19 protein-coding genes are annotated in these 16,140 nt (G+C 69.1%); 12 read left to right on the top strand and 7 right to left on the bottom strand.

What is annotated here, in order from left to right; genetic code table 11:
- Positions 1–71: 71 nt before the first annotated feature.
- From gap to E8A49_RS16160, 4 genes are read left to right on the top strand one after another with little or no spacing between them, the layout of a single operon-like run.
- Complete coding sequence (gene gap, locus E8A49_RS16175) at positions 72–1,085, top strand: type I glyceraldehyde-3-phosphate dehydrogenase (protein ID WP_293383626.1); 1,014 nt, start codon at positions 72–74, stop codon at positions 1,083–1,085.
- Positions 1,086–1,096: 11 nt separating this feature from the next.
- Entirely contained in the window at positions 1,097–2,287 is a 1,191-nt protein-coding gene (locus tag E8A49_RS16170) for a phosphoglycerate kinase (protein WP_293383623.1), read from the top strand.
- 17 nt (positions 2,288–2,304) lie between these two features.
- Positions 2,305–3,390: a class II fructose-bisphosphate aldolase gene (fba, locus tag E8A49_RS16165; protein WP_293383620.1), complete on the top strand. Its 1,086-nt coding sequence runs from the start codon at positions 2,305–2,307 to the stop codon at positions 3,388–3,390.
- Positions 3,391–3,426: 36 nt separating this feature from the next.
- Positions 3,427–3,687, top strand: coding sequence for a hypothetical protein (locus tag E8A49_RS16160; RefSeq protein WP_293383617.1), 261 nt, complete (start codon positions 3,427–3,429; stop codon positions 3,685–3,687).
- Positions 3,688–3,691: 4 nt separating this feature from the next.
- On the opposite strand, the gene E8A49_RS16155 is transcribed toward E8A49_RS16160, so the two are convergent.
- The 4 genes from E8A49_RS16155 to E8A49_RS16140 all read right to left on the bottom strand — a co-directional run bounded on the left by E8A49_RS16155 (position 3,692) and on the right by E8A49_RS16140 (position 6,837).
- Positions 3,692–5,350, bottom strand: a complete 1,659-nt coding sequence (locus tag E8A49_RS16155) for an MFS transporter (RefSeq protein WP_293383614.1) — start codon at positions 5,348–5,350, stop codon at positions 3,692–3,694.
- An 80-nt stretch (positions 5,351–5,430) separates the two neighbouring features.
- Positions 5,431–5,994, bottom strand: a complete 564-nt coding sequence (locus E8A49_RS16150; RefSeq protein WP_293383611.1) for a TspO/MBR family protein — start codon at positions 5,992–5,994, stop codon at positions 5,431–5,433.
- Between the two features lie 67 nt (positions 5,995–6,061).
- A complete protein-coding gene (gene bfr / locus E8A49_RS16145; RefSeq protein ID WP_293383608.1) occupies positions 6,062–6,553 on the bottom strand; it encodes a bacterioferritin in 492 nt (163 codons plus the stop codon).
- A 98-nt stretch (positions 6,554–6,651) separates the two neighbouring features.
- Positions 6,652–6,837 carry a (2Fe-2S)-binding protein gene (locus tag E8A49_RS16140; RefSeq protein ID WP_293383605.1) on the bottom strand — a complete coding sequence of 62 codons (186 nt, stop codon included), beginning with the start codon at positions 6,835–6,837 and terminating at the stop codon, positions 6,652–6,654.
- Positions 6,838–7,016: 179 nt separating this feature from the next.
- Between E8A49_RS16140 and E8A49_RS16135 the strand changes: the two genes are divergently transcribed.
- Genes E8A49_RS16135 through E8A49_RS16115 form a run of 5 tightly spaced genes read left to right on the top strand, consistent with a single transcriptional unit; the run spans position 7,017 to position 11,110 of the window.
- The gene (locus E8A49_RS16135) at positions 7,017–8,453 is read left to right on the top strand and encodes a cytochrome ubiquinol oxidase subunit I (protein ID WP_293383602.1); all 1,437 of its coding nucleotides are present in this window, start codon (positions 7,017–7,019) and stop codon (positions 8,451–8,453) included.
- The gene (cydB, locus tag E8A49_RS16130) at positions 8,450–9,475 is read left to right on the top strand and encodes a cytochrome d ubiquinol oxidase subunit II (RefSeq protein ID WP_293383599.1); all 1,026 of its coding nucleotides are present in this window, start codon (positions 8,450–8,452) and stop codon (positions 9,473–9,475) included. Before E8A49_RS16135 ends, cydB begins: the two co-directional genes overlap by 4 nt.
- Positions 9,459–9,605 carry a DUF2474 domain-containing protein gene (locus E8A49_RS16125; protein WP_293383597.1) on the top strand — a complete coding sequence of 49 codons (147 nt, stop codon included), beginning with the start codon at positions 9,459–9,461 and terminating at the stop codon, positions 9,603–9,605. The genes cydB and E8A49_RS16125 overlap by 17 nt, the downstream gene beginning before the upstream one ends.
- 14 nt (positions 9,606–9,619) lie before the next feature.
- Complete coding sequence (thiE, locus tag E8A49_RS16120) at positions 9,620–10,273, top strand: thiamine phosphate synthase (RefSeq protein WP_293383594.1); 654 nt, start codon at positions 9,620–9,622, stop codon at positions 10,271–10,273.
- A 39-nt stretch (positions 10,274–10,312) separates the two neighbouring features.
- Positions 10,313–11,110 (top strand): inositol monophosphatase family protein, encoded by a 798-nt coding sequence (locus tag E8A49_RS16115; protein ID WP_293383591.1) that lies wholly within the window; start codon positions 10,313–10,315, stop codon positions 11,108–11,110.
- Positions 11,111–11,118: 8 nt separating this feature from the next.
- Here E8A49_RS16115 and E8A49_RS16110 read toward each other — a convergent pair whose 3' ends face one another.
- On the bottom strand, positions 11,119–12,972 hold the full coding sequence (locus E8A49_RS16110) for an ABC transporter transmembrane domain-containing protein (RefSeq protein ID WP_293383588.1): 1,854 nt from the start codon (positions 12,970–12,972) through the stop codon (positions 11,119–11,121).
- 118 nt (positions 12,973–13,090) lie between these two features.
- Here E8A49_RS16110 and rpmE point away from each other — a divergent pair, with 118 nt between their 5' ends.
- Complete coding sequence (gene rpmE / locus E8A49_RS16105; RefSeq protein ID WP_293383585.1) at positions 13,091–13,315, top strand: 50S ribosomal protein L31; 225 nt, start codon at positions 13,091–13,093, stop codon at positions 13,313–13,315.
- 97 nt (positions 13,316–13,412) lie between these two features.
- Here rpmE and E8A49_RS16100 read toward each other — a convergent pair whose 3' ends face one another.
- Positions 13,413–13,922: a DUF1465 family protein gene (locus E8A49_RS16100; RefSeq protein WP_293383582.1), complete on the bottom strand. Its 510-nt coding sequence runs from the start codon at positions 13,920–13,922 to the stop codon at positions 13,413–13,415.
- Between the two features lie 179 nt (positions 13,923–14,101).
- Positions 14,102–14,308 (bottom strand): DUF1192 domain-containing protein, encoded by a 207-nt coding sequence (locus tag E8A49_RS16095; protein ID WP_293383578.1) that lies wholly within the window; start codon positions 14,306–14,308, stop codon positions 14,102–14,104.
- A 108-nt stretch (positions 14,309–14,416) separates the two neighbouring features.
- Between E8A49_RS16095 and E8A49_RS16090 the strand changes: the two genes are divergently transcribed.
- Positions 14,417–15,400: an NAD(P)H-quinone oxidoreductase gene (locus E8A49_RS16090; protein ID WP_293383575.1), complete on the top strand. Its 984-nt coding sequence runs from the start codon at positions 14,417–14,419 to the stop codon at positions 15,398–15,400.
- 238 nt (positions 15,401–15,638) lie between these two features.
- Positions 15,639–16,140: TonB-dependent receptor plug domain-containing protein (locus E8A49_RS16085; RefSeq protein WP_293383572.1), on the top strand; the 502-nt coding region annotated here is incomplete at its 3' end.

Here is a 16,140-nt window from a genome sequence, read left to right as displayed (position 1 = left end):
CAGGGGTTGACTTGCCGGCCCCCGCCCGAAAAAACGCCCGCACTTCAAAGGTCCGCCAGGAGAACCGCCACATGACCGTCCGCGTCGCCATCAATGGCTTCGGCCGCATCGGCAGGCTGGTCCTGCGTTCGATCGTCGAGCATGGCCGCACGGACATCGAGGTGGTGGCGATCAACGACCTCGGCCCCGTGGAGACCAACGCCCACCTGCTGCGCTACGACAGCGTGCACGGCCGCTTCCCGGCCGAGGTGAAGGTCGAGGGCGACACCATCGTCATCGCCGGCCGCGCGCCGATCAAGGTGACCGCCGAGCGTGACCCGGCCAAGCTGCCGCACAAGGCCCTGGGCGTCGACATCGCGCTGGAATGCACCGGCATCTTCACCGCGCGTGACAAGGCCGCCGCCCACCTGGAGGCCGGCGCCAAGCGGGTGATCATCTCGGCGCCCGGCGAGAACGCCGACAAGACCATCGTCATGGGCGTCAACGACCAGACGCTCACCGCCGACGACCTGGTGATCTCCAACGGCTCGTGCACCACCAACTGCCTGGCGCCGGTGGCCCATGTGCTGCAGCAGCTCTGCGGCATCGAGCGCGGCTATATGACGACGATCCACTCCTACACCGGCGACCAGCCGACGCTGGACACCCTGCACAAGGACCTTTACCGCGCCCGCGCCGCGGCCATGTCGATGATCCCGACCTCCACCGGCGCGGCCAAGGCGCTGGGCCTGGTGATCCCTGAGCTGAAGGGCAAGCTGGACGGCTCCTCGATCCGGGTGCCGACGCCCAACGTCTCGGTGGTCGACCTGAAGTTCGTCCCGGGCCGCGCGGTGACCGTGGAGGAGATCAACGCGGCCATGGAGCAGGCCGCCGCCTCCGGCCCGCTGAAGGGCGTCCTGGCGATCACCAAGGAGCCGCTGGTGTCGCACGACTTCAACCACGTGGACGCCTCCTCGACCGTGGCCCTGCCGCAAACCCAGATGGTCGACGGCGGCCTCGGCCGGGTGCTCTCCTGGTACGACAACGAATGGGGCTTCTCGACGCGCATGGCGGACGTCGCCCTCGCCGTGGCCAAGTTCCTCTGAGCCCCGGACCCATGGGCTTCAAGACCCTCGACGACGCCGACCTGCAGGGCAAGCGGGCCCTGGTCCGGGTGGACTTCAACGTCCCCATGGAGGACGGCAAGGTCACCGACGACACCCGGCTGCGGGCGGCCAAGCCCACCATCGACAAGCTGCGGGCCGGCGGGGCCAAGGTGATCCTGCTCGCCCACTTCGACCGGCCCAAGGGCAAGGTCGTGCCGTCCATGAGCCTCAAGCCCATCGTCGAGCCGCTGTCCAAGGTCCTGGGCGTCCCTGTCGCGTTCGCGCCGGACTGCATCGGCCCGAAGGCGCGTGAGGCGGTGAACGCCATGCAGCCCGGCGACGTGCTGTTGCTCGAGAACGTCCGCTTCCACGAGGGCGAGGAGAAGAACGACCGCAAGTTCGCCGACGCGCTCGCGGCCAATGGCGACCTCTACGTCAATGACGCCTTCTCCGCCGCCCACCGGGCGCATGCCTCCACCGAGGCCCTGGCGCACCGCCTGCCCGCCTACGCCGGCGAGCAGATGCGGCTGGAGCTGGATGCGCTGGACCGCGCCCTGGGCAATCCGGAGCGGCCGGTGCTGGGCGTGGTCGGCGGCTCGAAGGTCTCCACCAAGCTCGACCTCCTGAAGCACCTGGTGACCAAGCTGGACAAGCTGGCCATCGGCGGCGGCATGGCCAACACCTTCCTCTACGCCCAGGGCCATGACGTGGGTGCGTCCTATTGCGAGAAGGACCTGGCCGATACCGCGCGCGAGATCATCCGCTTGGCCGGGCAGAACAACTGCAAGCTCTTCTTGCCGCTGGACATCGTGGTGGCCGAGAAGCTGGCGCCCGGCGCGCCGGCCCGGGTGCGCGACGTGGGCTCCATCGACGACGAGGAGCGCATCCTCGACGCCGGCCCCGAAACCGTCGAGCGCCTGTGCCGCGCCATGGGAAATTCCAAGACATTGATCTGGAACGGCCCCTTGGGCGTTTTCGAGATACCGCCCTTCGACAAGGGGACGATGGAAGCCGCCCGGTGCGCCGCCAAGCTCGCAAAAGAGGGGAAGCTGGTGGCCGTAGCCGGCGGCGGTGATACCGTGGCCGCCCTGAACGCCGCCGGCGTGACGGGCGACTTCACCTTCGTCTCCACGGCGGGCGGCGCGTTTCTTGAATGGATGGAGGGCAAGACGCTGCCCGGTGTCGCAGCGCTGTCCCAATAGAGAGCGACAAGAGGACCATGGCCCGTATCACCCTGCGACAGCTGCTCGATCACGCCGCCGAGCATGGCTACGGCCTGCCCGCCTTCAACATCAACAACATGGAGCAGGGTCTGGCGATCCTGGAGGCGGCCCAGGCGGTGGACGCCCCGGTGATCATCCAGGCCAGCCGCGGCGCGCGCGCCTACGCCAACGACATCGTGCTGAAGCACCTGATCGACGCCCTGGCCGAGATGTATCCGCAGATCCCGATCTGCATGCACCAGGACCACGGGAACAGCGAGGCCACCTGCGCCACGGCGATCCAGTTCGGCTTCACCAGTGTGATGATGGACGGCTCGCTGAAGGCCGACGGCAAGACCCCCGCCGACTATGACTACAACGTCCACGTGACCAAGAGCGTGGTCGACATGGCCCACTGGGTCGGCGCCTCGGTGGAGGGCGAGCTCGGCGTGCTGGGCAGCCTGGAGACCGGCATGGGCGAGAAGGAGGACGGGCACGGCTTCGAGGGCAAGCTCGGCCATGACCAGCTGCTCACCGATCCCGACCAGGCCGTGGAGTTCGTGAAGGCGACCCAGGTCGATGCGCTGGCCATCGCCATGGGCACCAGCCACGGCGCCTACAAGTTCACGCGCAAGCCGGACGGCGAGGTCCTGGCGATGAACGTGATCGAGGAGATCCACAACCGCCTGCCCAACACCCACCTGGTGATGCACGGCTCGTCCTCGGTGCCGCAGGACCTGCAGGACGTCATCAATAAGTACGGCGGCGAGATGCCCCAGACCTGGGGCGTGCCGGTCGAGGAGATCCAGCGCGGCATCAAGCACGGCGTGCGCAAGATCAACATCGACACCGACAACCGGATGGCCATGACCGGCGCGATCCGCAAGGTGTTCGCCGAGCACCCGGGCGAGTTCGACCCGCGCAAGTATCTGAAGCCCGCCATGGACGCCATGCGTGCGGTCTGCCAGCAGCGCTTCGAGGAGTTCGGCGCCGCCGGCTGGGCCGGCAAGATCACCCCGCTGCCGATGAGCGTCATGGCCAAGCGCTATGCGTCCGGCGAGCTGGCCCCCAAGATCGGCCTGACCCGGCACGCCGCCGAATAGGGCTCATAGCCGCCATCCGGCGGAGAACAGGCGAGCATGCGCAAGCACGCGCTTCTCTTCGTCCTGACCTTCCTGGCGGTCGCCGGCATATTGGCCTTCGCCGGCTGGGCCTTCTTCGCCACGGCGAAGATGGGGACCGGCTGGAAAAGCCTCCTGCCAATCTGGCCCTTCGTGGTCGGCGGCGTGGTGGCCACCGGCGGCCTGGCCGGCCTCCTCATGTGGCTGGCCTTCTATTCCGCCAACCACGGCTACGACGACCAGACCGAGGAAGACCGCGCCGACCACACCGGCGGCTGAGCCGCTAGGCCTCGATCGGCGCGCCGCGCATCTCCTTCACGAACAGCAGGCCGATCACGAAGGTCGCCGCCGCCACCGTCACGGGGAACCAGAGGCCGAAGTAGATGTTGCCGCTGGCCACCACCATGGCGAAGGCGGTGGGCGTCAGGAAGCCGCCAAACCAGCCGTTGCCGATATGGTACGGCAGCGACATGGAGGTGTAGCGGATCCGCGCCGGGAACATCTCCACCAGGGCCGCGGCGATCGGGCCGTAGACCATGGTGACATAGACCGCCAGCAGCCAGAGCCAGAAGACCGTCAGCGGGAAGTTGATCTTCGCGGGATCGGCCTTGGCCGGATAGCCCGCAGTCTTCAGGTCGCCGGCCAAGGTCCTGGTCCAGGCGGCCTTCTGCGTCTTCAGGTCCTTCGCCGATAGCGCCTTGCCGTTGAAGCTGGGGACCGCCGTTGCCCCGATCTTGACCGTCGCGACCGTTCCCGCCGGCGCGGCCTCGTTCCTGTAGCTGACGCCGGCGTTGGCCAGGGTCGACTTGGCGATGTCGCAGGACGAGGCGAAGGTCGCCTTGCCGATCAGGTCGAACTGGACCGAGCAATCGGCCGGATCGGCCACCACCGTCACCGGCGAAGACGCCGAGGCCGCCGCGAGCGCCGGGTTGGCCGAGGCGACGATCGCCTTGAAGATCGGGAAGTAAGTCAGCGCGGCCAGCAGGCAGCCGGCCAGGATGATCGGCTTGCGGCCGATCTTGTCGGACAGCCAGCCGAACACCAGGAAGAACGGCGTCCCGAGCAACAGGGCCACGGCCACCAGCTCGTTGGTCAGCACCCCTTCGATCTTCACGAACTTCTCGAGGAAGGTGAGCGCGTAGAACTGGCCGGTGTACCAGACCACCGCCTGGCCCGCGGTCATGCCCAGGAGCGCCAGGATCACCAGCTTCAGGTTCGGCCACTGGCCGAAGCTCTCGGTCAGCGGCGCCTTGGAGGTCTTGCCCTCGGCGACCATCTGCTGGAACACCGGGCTCTCGTTGAGCTTGAGGCGGATCCAGAGCGAGACGATCAGCAGCAGGGCCGAGACCAGGAACGGGATGCGCCAGGCCCAGGCCTTGAAGGCGTCCTCGCCCAGCCGGGTGCGGACCAGGATGATCACCACCAGGCTCAGCATCAGGCCGAAGGTGGCGGTGATCTGGATCCAGCTGGTGTAGAGGCCGCGCTTGCCCTCGGGCGCGTGCTCGGCGACGTAGGTCGCCGCCCCGCCATACTCCCCGCCCAGCGCCAGGCCCTGGATCAGGCGCAGGCTGATCAGGGCGATCGGCGAGATCACCCCCCAGGCGGCGTAGCTGGGCAAGAGGCCCACCGAGAAGGTGGAGAGGCCCATAAGGACCATGGTCACGAGGAAGGTGTTCTTGCGGCCCCAGAGGTCGCCCAGCCGGCCGAAGACGATCGCCCCGAAGGGCCTGACCGCGAAGCCGGCTGCAAACGCCAGCAGGGCGAAGATGTAGCCGGTGGTGGCGTTCACGCCCGAGAAGAAGTGCTCGGTGATGACGCTGGCCAGCGAGCCGTAGAGGAAGAAGTCGTACCACTCGAAGACCGTGCCGGCCGACGCCCCGGCGATCACCGTGATATTCGACCCACGCACCGGCGCCTCGGCGCCCGCAGCTGCCGCAACCATCGCTTCGCTCCCACCCCTTGTTCGTTGAACGGGAGCCTATGGCGAAGCCAGGCGCACGGCTAGGGCGGCGGCGTCGGGTTCTAGTGAAAAGCCCCCGGGTCCGCGGGCTTCTTCTTCTGCAGGCCCTCGCTCATCAGGTTGGCGAAGCCGATCCAGCCGACGTAGGGGGCGACCATGCTGGCGGCGGGCGCATCGACCTGGCGCGCGCGCCAGACGTAGGCCGCCGCCGTGCCGAGCGAGGCGACCGCGGTGGCGAGCTGGCCCCCCAGGCGCCTGGGCCCCAGCGCCATCCAGACCGCGTTCAGCCCCTGCACCGCCGCCCAGAGGGTCAGGGCCTGGGTGCGCGCCGCGCTGCGGGGCGCGTTCCAGATGCGCAGGCCCGACAGGGTCAGCGCCATGAACAGCGGCGGCCAGATGTTGGAGAACACCTTCGACGGCGGCTTGGGCTGTTCGTAGGCCGGGGCTTCATAGTCGGAATAGGCCTCGTAGCCGTCGTCCTCCTCGGCCGCGCTCAGCTTGGCCAGCAGGGCGGCGATCGCCACCGCGCCCACCGTCAGGCCGACGCCGATGGCGATATGCTGGGCGGAGCGCCCACGGCTGTTGGCGAGGCTGTCGACAGCCCCGCGGACCGGATGCAACGGCATGGATCGGCCTCCCACCTCTTCTCGCCCCGTCAGAGCGAAATCCGCGAAGGGCGGGCCCGGTTCCGGCCTAGTGGCCGGTCTCGTCCCCAAGCTCGCCCATGGCGCTTTGCAGGTAGTTCTGTTCGCCCAGGCTGCGCAGCAGGGCAAGCTGGGTTTCGAGGAAATCGATGTGCTCCTCGGTGTCCTCCAGGATGTCGACCAGCAGTTCGCGGCTGACGTAGTCCTGGGCGAGCTCGCACTGCTTGACCCCGTCGACCAGGGTCACGCGTCCACCGGTCTCGACCTCCAGATCGGCCTGCATGCCTTCGCCGACGCTCTCGCCGATCTTCAGCTTGTGCAGGTCCTGCAGGTTGGGCAGGCCTTCCAGGAACAGGATGCGCTTGATGAGCTTGTCGGCATGTTTCATCTCGCCGATGGACTCGTCGTAGGTCACCTTGCCGAGCCGGTGCAGGCCCCAGTTCTGGTACATCCGCGCGTGCAGGAAGTACTGGTTGACCGCGGTCAGCTCGTTGGTGAGCACCTGGTTCAACAGACGGATGATCGCCTTGTCGCCCTGCATGCCGCGTCTCCTGGGGTCACGATGCGGCGAACCTCAGGTTCGCCGGACGTGAAGTCAAAGCCTATATTTGCAAGTGATTGGCGCTTGCGCCGGACCCTCTATTCGGCGGCGTAGCGCAGCATCTCGCGCTCTTCGTCGAGCATCTTGCGCATGTCGCAGACGCAGCGGGCGCACTGGGCGGCGCTGTCGCAGGCCTTGAAGATCTTGGCCGGACGGTCGGCGCCCGCGGCGATGGCGGCGCGCACGTCACGTTCCCGAAGGCCGTTGCAGTTGCAGACGTACATGGCGCGCGCGGCGTCTCCGACTTGTGGCTCCCAGGTAGCCGACCGCGAACGCTTCTGCAAGTCATTCGCATATTTGCGGGCGTTCCGCTCACAAGCTCCGCGACGGACTGTCGCATGACAGGAGAGCTGGGCTGTGCGTTGTAGGCGGGGACGCCGCGCGCGCGGCCGAGGGACGGACCATGCATTTCGACGCGCTTCTGCTGTCGCGGCTGCAGTTCGCCTTCACCATCGCCTTCCACATCATCTTCCCGAGCTTCTCCATCGGGCTGGCCAGCTTCCTGGCGGTGCTGGAGGGGCTGTGGCTGGCCACGAAGAACGAGGCCTTCAAGACGCTCTACCTCTTCTGGGTGAAGGTCTTCGCCATCTCGTTCGGCATGGGCGTGGTGACTGGCGTGGTCATGTCCTACGAGATCGGCACCAACTGGAGCGTCTATTCCGCCGCCGCCGCGCCGGTGATCGGGCCGCTCCTGGCCTTCGAGGTGCTGACCGCCTTCTTCCTGGAGGCCAGCTTCCTGGGCGTCATGCTGTTCGGGTGGCGCAAGGTGGGGCCGCGGCTGCATTTCGCGGCCAGCGCGCTCGTGGCCTTCGGCACCTTGGTCTCGGCCTTCTGGATCATCTCGGCCAACAGCTGGATGCAGCACCCGACCGGCTACGTTCGGCTGGCCAGCGGCGCGCTCAGGGCCACGGACTGGGGCCAGGTGATCTTCTCGCCGACCTTCCCGCTGCGGCTGACGCACATGGTGCTGGCGGCTTATCTCACCACCTCGCTGGTGGTGGGTGCGGCCTCGGCCTGGCGGCTCCTGAAGGATCCCGATGAGGAGGAGAGCTGCCTGGCGCTGAAGATGGCCATCGGCATGTTCGCCATCGTGGCGCCCCTGCAGCTCCTGGCCGGCGACGCCTCGGGCAAGCAAGTCTTGCAAGTCCAGCCCGCCAAGCTCGCCGCCATCGAGGCCTTCTGGGACACCAAGGCCGGCCAGGCCTTCCACATCGCCGCCTGGCCGGACCGGGCGGCCGCCGCCAACCGGTGGGAGCTGTCGATCCCCAAGCTGGGCAGCCTGATCACCGCCGGCGACGCCAACGCCACTATCACTGGCCTCAAGGCCTTCGCGCCGCAGGACCGGCCGCCGGTGGCCGTGGTCTTCTGGGCCTTCCGGGTGATGGTCGGCCTGGGCGTGGCCATGATCGGCCTCGGCTTCTGGGGCGGTTTCCTGGCCTGGCGCGGGAACCTGCCGCAGGCCCGCTGGTTCCTGCGCGCCGCCGTCGCCATGGGCCCGGCGGGGTTCGTGGCGGTGGTGTCGGGCTGGATCGTCGCCGAGGTCGGCCGCCAGCCCTATGTGATCTACGGCGTCCTGCGCACCGCCGACGCTGTCTCGCCGGTGAGCCAGGGCGAGGTCTCCGTCTCGCTCATCTGCTTCATGGCCGTCTACGCCCTGATCTTCAGCGTCGGCGTGCTCTATATCCTGCGGCTGATCGACGAGGGGCCGCGGCCGGCCGCCACGGCTCCGCCGCCGACCGCCATGCGCCCGCCGGGCTACGCCCTGGCCGCCGCGCCGGAGGAGCCCGCCGCCCCACCGCGCGGCCCTGCTTCGCGAGACTCCTCGGGAGACGCGCCATGAGCCTCGACCTGCCGCTGATCTGGGCCGCGATCCTGGCGCTGGCGGTCCTGATGTACGTGATGCTGGACGGCTTCGACCTGGGGATAGGCATCCTCTTCCCGTTCGCCGGCTCGTCCGCCGAGCGCGACGTGATGATGAACACCGTGGCGCCGGTCTGGGACGGCAACGAGACCTGGCTGGTGCTGGGCGGCGGCGGCCTGTTCGCCGCCTTCCCGGCCGCCTACGCCGCCATCCTGCCGGCGCTCTACATCCCGATCATCCTGATGCTGCTGGCGCTGATCCTGCGCGGCGTGGCCTTCGAGTTCCGCCTGCGGGCGCGCGCGGCGGGCAAGCGGTTCTGGACCGCGGCCTTCGCCGGCGGCTCGCTGACCGCGACAGTGGCGCAAGGCCTGGTGCTGGGCGGCTTCATCCAGGGCGTGACCCTGCGTGACCAGCATTTCGCCGGCGCCGCCTTCGACTGGCTGACGCCCTACAGCCTCTTGGTCGCGGCGGGCCTGGTGGCGGGCTACGCGCTGCTGGGCGCCAGCTGGCTGGTGTGGCGCACAGAGAGCGAGCTGCATGGCCGCGCCCGGCGCTGGGCCCGGCGGGCGCTGTCGATGGTCGCCCTGCTGCTGGCGGCGGTGAGCGCGGCCACCCTCTTCGTCCATCCGCAGATCGCCGCGCGCTGGGGCTGGGACGGCCATGCGCTGGCGTTCGCGACCTTCGCGCGGCTGTCGCCGATCCCGGTCCTGGGCGCGGCGGGCCTCGTCATGGCGGCGCTCGGCCTCAAGCGCGGCTCGCACGGCTGGCCGTTCGCCGGGGCGGTGGTGGTCTTCCTGTCGGGGTACCTGGGGCTGGCCGCCGGCTTCTTCCCCGACATCGTCCCCTACAGCCTGACCTTCCGCCAGGCCGCCAACGCCGACAATGCGCTGGGCCTGCTGCTGGTCGGCGGCGCGGTGCTGCTGCCGGCGATCATCGGCTACAGCCTGTGGGTCTATTGGATCTTCCGCGGCAAGGTCACTCCCGATGCGGGCTATCATTGAGCCGCCGCCGGAGCCCGGCGCCCCGCTGGCCCCGCTCTGGAAGCGGCTTTCCTGGTTCGCGGGCTTGGCGGTGAGCGGCGCGGCGGCCACGGCGATCGTGGCTTACGCCTTGAGGGCGCTGCTGCGCTGACCTAACAGCAGCGCATGGCCGACCCGCTTTGCCGCCTCTATCTGATCACCCCGCCCAGGCTCGACGACCTGGCGAGCTTCGGCCGCACCCTGGCGCACGCGCTCGACGCCGGCGACGTGGCCGCCCTGCAGGTGCGGCTGAAGGACGTGGGCGACGACATCTTGGCCGCCGCCGTCGATGCGCTCATGCTCATCGCCCAGGCGCGCGGCGCGGCGGTAATCCTCAACGACCGGCCGGACCTGGCCGCGCGGCTGGGCTGCGACGGGGTCCATGTGGGCCAAGACGACACGCCCCTCGCCGAGGCCCGCCGGATCGTGGGGAAGGACGGCATGGTCGGCGTCACCTGCCACGACAGCCTGCACCTGGCCATGGAGGCCGCCGAGGGCGGGGCCGACTACGTGGCCTTCGGCGCCTTCTTCCCCACCGCGACCAAGGACGCACCCACCCGCGCCGACCCCGAACTGCTCACCGGCTGGCAGCAGGACATGGTCGTCCCCTGCGTCGCCATCGGCGGGATCACCGTCGCCACCGCCCGCCAGATCGCCGCCGCGGGCGCGGACTTCCTGGCGGTTTCCGCGGGCGTCTGGAGCTATGCCGAAGGCCCAGCTGCGGCGGTTGCGGCCTTTAACGCCGAGATGGCGCTTGGCGTCAGCGAGCGCGCCCTCTAGGTTCCGCGCCCTCTAGCCCGTCCGAGATCTTTCGAAACCGTGAGCACCCAGTCCGCCCTCCTGAAGGTCATGAGCGACGCCGCGCGCAAGGCGGCGCGTGGCCTGAACCGCGACTTCGGCGAGCTGGCCGAGCTGCAGGTCGCCAAGAAGGCGCCCGCCGACTTCGTCTCCGCCGCCGACCTGAAGGCCGAGCAGACCCTCTTCGAGATGCTCTCCAAGGCCCGCCCCGGCTACGGCTTCCTGGGCGAGGAGCGCGGGATGATCGAGGGCACGGACAAGACCCACACCTGGATCGTCGATCCGCTGGACGGCACCACCAACTTCCTGCACGCCATCCCGCACTTCGCCATCAACATCGCCCTGCAGCGCGAAGGGGCGGTGGTGGCCGCGGTGACCTTCAACCCCGTCACCAACGAGCTGTTCTGGGCCGAGAAGGGCAAGGGCGCCTTCGTCAACGACAAGCGCCTGCGGGTCGCCGCGCGCACCCGGCTGGAGGAGGCGGTGCTGGCCACCGGCATCCCCTTCATGGGCCACGGCCAGCACGCGACCTTCCTGAAGGAGCTGCACCAGATCAGCCAGCGGGTGGCGGGCGTGCGGCGGTTCGGCGCGGCGGCGCTGGACATGGCCTGGGTCGCGGCCGGCCGCTTCGACGGCTATTGGGAGCGCGACCTGCACCCCTGGGACCTGGCGGCGGGCGTGCTGCTGGTCACCGAGGCCGGCGGCAAGGTCACCGACGCCGAGGGCGGCGAAGAGGTTCTGGCCAAGGGCTCGGTCTGCGTCGGCAACCAGGACATCCACCCGCTCCTGCTGGAGCGCCTGCGGGTCGCGGCGCGGTAACTCCGCCCTTAGGCCGCCTCGCCGAACTGCAGGGCCGCCAGCCGCGCGTAGAGGCCGTTCTTGGCCACCAGGTCGTGGTGCGTGCCCTCCTCGACCACCCGGCCCTCGTCCATGACCACGATGCGGTCGGCCTTCAGCACGGTGGCCAGGCGGTGGGCGATCACCAGGGTGGTGCGGCCGACCATGGCCTCGTCGAGGGCGCGCTGCACCAGCCGCTCGTTCTCGGCGTCGAGCGCGCTGGTGGCCTCGTCGAGCAGCAGGATCGGCGCCTGGCGCACCAGGGCGCGCGCGATGGCCAGCCGCTGGCGCTGGCCGCCCGAGAGGCTGCGGGCGCGTTCGCCCACGGGCGTGTCGATCCCCTGCGGCAGGGCGGCCAGGAAGCCCTCGGCCTGGGCGGCGCGGACAGCGTCCTCGATCTCTTCGCGGCTGGCGTCCTCGCGGCCGAAGCGGACGTTGTCCAGGGCCGAGCCGGAGAACAGCGGCGACTCCTGGGCCACGAGCGCCATGCGCTGGCGCACCGCCACCGGGTCGGCGTCGCGGATGTCGACCCCGTCCAGCAGCACGCGGCCGGCCTGCGGGTCGTAGAAGCGCAGCAGGAGGCGGAAGACCGTGCTCTTGCCCGCGCCGGAGGGACCGACCAGGGCCACCCGCTCGCCGGACCTGACGTTGAGCGTCAGCCCGCGCACCGCTGGCAGGTCCGGCCGGCCCGGATAGGCGAAGGTGACGTTCTGCAGCGCCACCTCGCCGCGCGCCGGCGCCGGCAGGGCGATGGGATGCGAGGGCGCGGCGATGCCGGGCTTGGCGGAAAGGATCTCGGAGACCCGCTCCATGGCCCCGGCCGCCTTCTGGACGTCGCCCCAGGTCTCGCCCAGCGCCCCCACCGAGCCTGCCGACAGCACGGCCAGCAGCACGAACTGGATCAGGGTGCCCCAGCTCATCTGGCCGGCCAGCGCCGCGCTGACCCCCAGCCAGAAGATCCAGACCACGCCGCCGAACACCAGGGCGATGGCCGCCCCGGTCATCAGGGCCCGGGCGCTCATCCGCCGCAGGGACGTGCGGAACGAGGCCTCCACGGCGTCGCCGAACCGCGCCGCGCCGGCCGCCTCGCGCCCGAAAGCCTGGACGATCTCCAGGGCGTCGAGGGTCTCGCCGGCTGTGCCGACGGCCGAGGCGAACTGGTCCTGGGTGGAGGCGGTCAGCCGGCGCACCTGGCGGCCGAACAGGAAGAGCGGCGCGATCACCACCGGGAAGGTGATCAGCACCAGGCCGGTCAGGCGCGGGCTCACGATCACCATGTAGCCGAGGCCGCCGATCAGCATCAGCACATTGCGTAGGGAGACCGAGATCGAGGTGGTGAGCAGGTTCTCGACGATCTGGATGTCGGTGGTCAGCCGCGACAGCACCTCGCCGGTGCGGGTCTTCAGGAAGAAGGACGGGTCCAGCGTCAGGATGTGGGCGTAGGCCCCCTTGCGCAGGTCGGCCACGATCCGCTCGCCCAGCTTGGTGACGAAGAAGTAGCGCAGCGCCGAGGAGAGCGCCAAGGCCAGCGCCACGCCGCTCAGCACCCAGAACCAGGGCGCGATGGAGCGCGCCGTCGGATGGGCGCCCGCCCCGGTGAGGTGATCCACCACCAGCCGCGCCGCGCCGGTCAGGCCCAGGCTCGCGGCCGAGGCGGTGACCAGGAACAGGCCCGCCGCGGCCGCGTCGAGCCGGTGGCCTGCGGCATAGGGGATCAGGCGGCCCAACGCTTGGACGTTGCGGCTGCGTGGCCGCCGCTCCGCCGCTTCGGAGAGGGTCTGGGCAAGCGCCTGGCCCGTGCTCGGCCGGCCCTCCGCCGGCGCGTCCACCCCAGGCTCGCTCATACGCGCTCGCACCTTGCAATCTGGGCGACGTTTCTCTATACGCCGCGCTTCGTTGAAGGCCGCCCCACAAGGCGGCCTCAAACCTTTTCGACGCTCCTTTACGTCAGGCGCTCATCCGATGAAACAAGACACCCATCCGGACTATCACTTCATCACCGTGGTGATGACGGACGGCACGACCTACCAGACCCGTTCCACCTACGGGAAGGAAGGCGCGACCCTGAACCTGGACATCGATCCGAAGACCCACCCGGCCTGGACCGGCGGCGGCCACCAGATGCTGGACCGCGGCGGCCGCGTCTCGCGCTTCAACGCCAAGTTCGCGGGTTTCACCCGCAAATAGGTGGTCTTGGGTCTCGACCCACCAAAACGCCGCGGAGAGCGATCTCCGCGGCGTTTTGCATGTCGGGATCAGGCGAACCCGGCGCCAAGCGCCGCGATCAGCCGCCGAAGGCGGTCTTCAGCCGGTCGTGCTGCGACAGCACCGGATGCGGCCCCTCGTCGGCGGCGCCTTCGATGTACATACGCCGATCGAGGTGGCGGACGCGCTCGTAGAGCCGCTCGGAACGGTCCAGCAGGGTGTTGAGCTCGGCGGGCAGGCCTTCGGTGTCGCCGGCATGGCGCGAGACCTCGGCGCCGCCCAGGCGGTAGCGCTCCTCGCAGGCCGCATGCGGCGGCATGTCGCCCTCGCGCACCGCCCGCTGCACCAGGAGCCACGAGGCCACCTGCATAAGGCGCGTGGTCAGCCGCATGCTTTCGGCCGCATAGGCCAGGGCCGCATTGCGCGACAGAAGCTTGGAAGCTTGGCGTCCGGCCCCGTCCAGGTAGCCGGCGGTTTCCTCCACGAGGTCCATGCCCTCCTGGAAGGTCCGCTGGAACAACTCCGAGCGGGCGAAGTCCTGGATAACTTCGGCCCGCCAGGGCGTCGAAGGGGCGTTCAAATCGCTCATCCGGTGCTCAACCTACACTCAAACCCGCCACACGGTCGCGGAAAACTGTCAGTGCAACCCGCATGCCAGCCCAAAACGGCGCTCGAAGTGTCCCAACCCGCTCCATTCGCCCGAGATTCCCTCAGGCGGTGAACTTTGCCGCGCGATCTGGACCATTTTAAGCCGACGGTCGTCCCGCGCTAGGCGTTACGAACCCCGAACAGGGCGTCCGCGGCCTCACGCCCGGCCCGTTTGCGGTCGAGCTGGGCCTGGACGCGGGCGATCTCCGCCTGCAGCGTCTCGATGCGCTCTTCCAGCTCGGCGACGCCATAGAGTTCCAGATCCTCGCGGGTGGCCTCAACGAGGCGCTGGCCGCGTCCGATCCGGACTTCCGCAGGTTCTTCCATGAGGGGTCTCCCTTTCCGGCTCCCCGATCGGGCGCTATCTGACCGCGCACGCCGCCAAAGCGCAAGTTTGCGCACCCAAGGCGCCTCGAACCAGACCGGAGCCGGCCCATGCCGCAGATGATGACCGCTATCGCCATCGAGGGCGGCAAGGGGCCTGCCGAGGCGCTGAAACCTGTGCAGATCGAGCGGCCGGCGCCCAAGGCCGGCCAAATCCTGATCAAGGTCCACGCCGCCGGGATCAACCGGCCCGACCTCCTGCAGCGCATGGGCTTCTATCCGCCGCCGCCGGGGTCGCCGGAGACGCTGGGCCTGGAGGTGGCCGGCGAGGTGGTCGAAGGCGCCGGGCGCTGGAAGGCCGGCGACCGCGTTTGCGCCCTGCTGGGCGGCGGCGGTTACGCGGAATACGCCGTCTGCGACGCCCGCCACGCCCTGCCGATCCCCAAGGGCCTCGACCTCGTCCAGGCCGCGGCCCTGCCAGAGACGGTGTTCACGGTGTTCGCCAATGTCTTCGAGCACGGCGGGCTGAAGATGGGCGAGACCCTTATGCTGCACGGCGCGACCTCAGGCATCGGCACAACGGCGATCCAGATGGCCAAGGCCTACGGGGCCAAGGTGATCGCCACCGCCCGCGGCGCCGCCAAGGCCAAGGCCGCGCGCGAATTGGGCGCCGACATCGCCGTGGACGCCAGGACCGAGGATTTCGCCGAAGTCGCCAAGCGCGAAGGCGGCGTCGACGTGGTGCTGGACATGGTCGGCGGGGACTATTTCAGCCGCAATCTCGACGCCCTGAAGATGGATGGTCGGATTGTGTTCATCGCCAGCCTGGGCGGCGGCGAGGCTGTATTGCCGATCGGCCGGCTGATGCAGAAGCGCGGCGTGGTCACCGGCTCGACGCTGCGGCCGCGGAACCCCGACGAGAAGGCCCGGCTGGCCGCCGCCGTGGAGGAACGGGTTTGGCCCTGGATCGAGGCCGGCAAGCTGCGCCCCCTGGTGGATTCCACCTTCCCGCTAATTGAGGCGGCCAAGGCGCACGCCCACCTGGAGGCCAACGACCACGTCGGCAAGGTTGTCCTGGTGACGGAGAGCCTCTAGGGACCCCCATCCTAGGGTTGCAAGTACTCGCCAAACCGTGTTTTTGAAATCATACCGATATTTTAATTTACGCTGAAAACCCAGAAATGATTACTGTTTTCACCAAACCACGTTTTCGAAAATTGGTTGTAAAAATGGCCAAAGGAGATTGACGCATCCGTACGGCTGAGCCAGTGGGAAGAAAAAATCGGTCTCTCACTTAAATCCGTCGCCCCTCGGGGCCACTGGGGAGGTTCAGTTGCACAACAAGGTCCGCCTACTGGCGTCTAGCGCCATGCTGTTCGCCATCGCGCTGGGAACGTCCGCCCACGCCCAGACCAAGCCCACCGCTGCGGCTGGCGCAGCCGCCGCCGAATCGGGCGCCACCATCGAGGAGCTGGTGGTCACCGCCGAGAAGCGGACCCAGAGCCTGCAGGACGTGCCGGTCGCCATCTCGGCCTTCACCTCGGCGAACCGCGACCTGGTGGGGATCAACTCCATCCAGGACATGACCAACTTCACGCCCGGCCTGAACTATTCGGCGAGCAATGACCGCAACTCGATCCGCGGCGTCGGCCGCCTGACCAACTCCCACCCGATCGCCAACGCCGTCGCCCTCTACGATGACGGCGTCTACAGCTCCTCGACGGTGCCGGCCGGCAAGACGCCGATCTTCACCGACCGGGTGGAAGTGCTGCGCGGCCCGCAAGGCACCCTCTACGGCCGCAACTCGATCGGCGGCGCGATCAACGTGATCTCCA

It is taken from the genome of Phenylobacterium sp., assembly GCF_004799515.1.
In the GTDB taxonomy this organism is placed as follows: domain Bacteria; phylum Pseudomonadota; class Alphaproteobacteria; order Caulobacterales; family Caulobacteraceae; genus Phenylobacterium.
The sequence above is the reverse complement of the archived record's forward strand: the minus strand, read 5'-3'. Positions and strand labels throughout refer to the sequence as shown.

Excerpts from the sequence above, each read along its gene's own strand:
- gap (WP_293383626.1), top strand. The coding sequence starts at position 72 with ATGACCGTCCGCGTCGCCATCAATGGCTTCGGCCGCATCGGCAGGCTG.
- E8A49_RS16170 (WP_293383623.1), top strand. The coding sequence starts at position 1,097 with ATGGGCTTCAAGACCCTCGACGACGCCGACCTGCAGGGCAAGCGGGCC.
- fba (WP_293383620.1), top strand. The coding sequence starts at position 2,305 with ATGGCCCGTATCACCCTGCGACAGCTGCTCGATCACGCCGCCGAGCAT.
- E8A49_RS16160 (WP_293383617.1), top strand. The coding sequence starts at position 3,427 with ATGCGCAAGCACGCGCTTCTCTTCGTCCTGACCTTCCTGGCGGTCGCC.
- E8A49_RS16155 (WP_293383614.1), bottom strand. The coding sequence starts at position 5,350 with ATGGTTGCGGCAGCTGCGGGCGCCGAGGCGCCGGTGCGTGGGTCGAAT.
- E8A49_RS16150 (WP_293383611.1), bottom strand. The coding sequence starts at position 5,994 with ATGCCGTTGCATCCGGTCCGCGGGGCTGTCGACAGCCTCGCCAACAGC.
- bfr (WP_293383608.1), bottom strand. The coding sequence starts at position 6,553 with ATGCAGGGCGACAAGGCGATCATCCGTCTGTTGAACCAGGTGCTCACC.
- E8A49_RS16140 (WP_293383605.1), bottom strand. The coding sequence starts at position 6,837 with ATGTACGTCTGCAACTGCAACGGCCTTCGGGAACGTGACGTGCGCGCC.
- E8A49_RS16135 (WP_293383602.1), top strand. The coding sequence starts at position 7,017 with ATGCATTTCGACGCGCTTCTGCTGTCGCGGCTGCAGTTCGCCTTCACC.
- cydB (WP_293383599.1), top strand. The coding sequence starts at position 8,450 with ATGAGCCTCGACCTGCCGCTGATCTGGGCCGCGATCCTGGCGCTGGCG.
- E8A49_RS16125 (WP_293383597.1), top strand. The coding sequence starts at position 9,459 with ATGCGGGCTATCATTGAGCCGCCGCCGGAGCCCGGCGCCCCGCTGGCC.
- thiE (WP_293383594.1), top strand. The coding sequence starts at position 9,620 with ATGGCCGACCCGCTTTGCCGCCTCTATCTGATCACCCCGCCCAGGCTC.
- E8A49_RS16110 (WP_293383588.1), bottom strand. The coding sequence starts at position 12,972 with ATGAGCGAGCCTGGGGTGGACGCGCCGGCGGAGGGCCGGCCGAGCACG.
- rpmE (WP_293383585.1), top strand. The coding sequence starts at position 13,091 with ATGAAACAAGACACCCATCCGGACTATCACTTCATCACCGTGGTGATG.
- E8A49_RS16100 (WP_293383582.1), bottom strand. The coding sequence starts at position 13,922 with ATGAGCGATTTGAACGCCCCTTCGACGCCCTGGCGGGCCGAAGTTATC.
- E8A49_RS16095 (WP_293383578.1), bottom strand. The coding sequence starts at position 14,308 with ATGGAAGAACCTGCGGAAGTCCGGATCGGACGCGGCCAGCGCCTCGTT.
- E8A49_RS16090 (WP_293383575.1), top strand. The coding sequence starts at position 14,417 with ATGCCGCAGATGATGACCGCTATCGCCATCGAGGGCGGCAAGGGGCCT.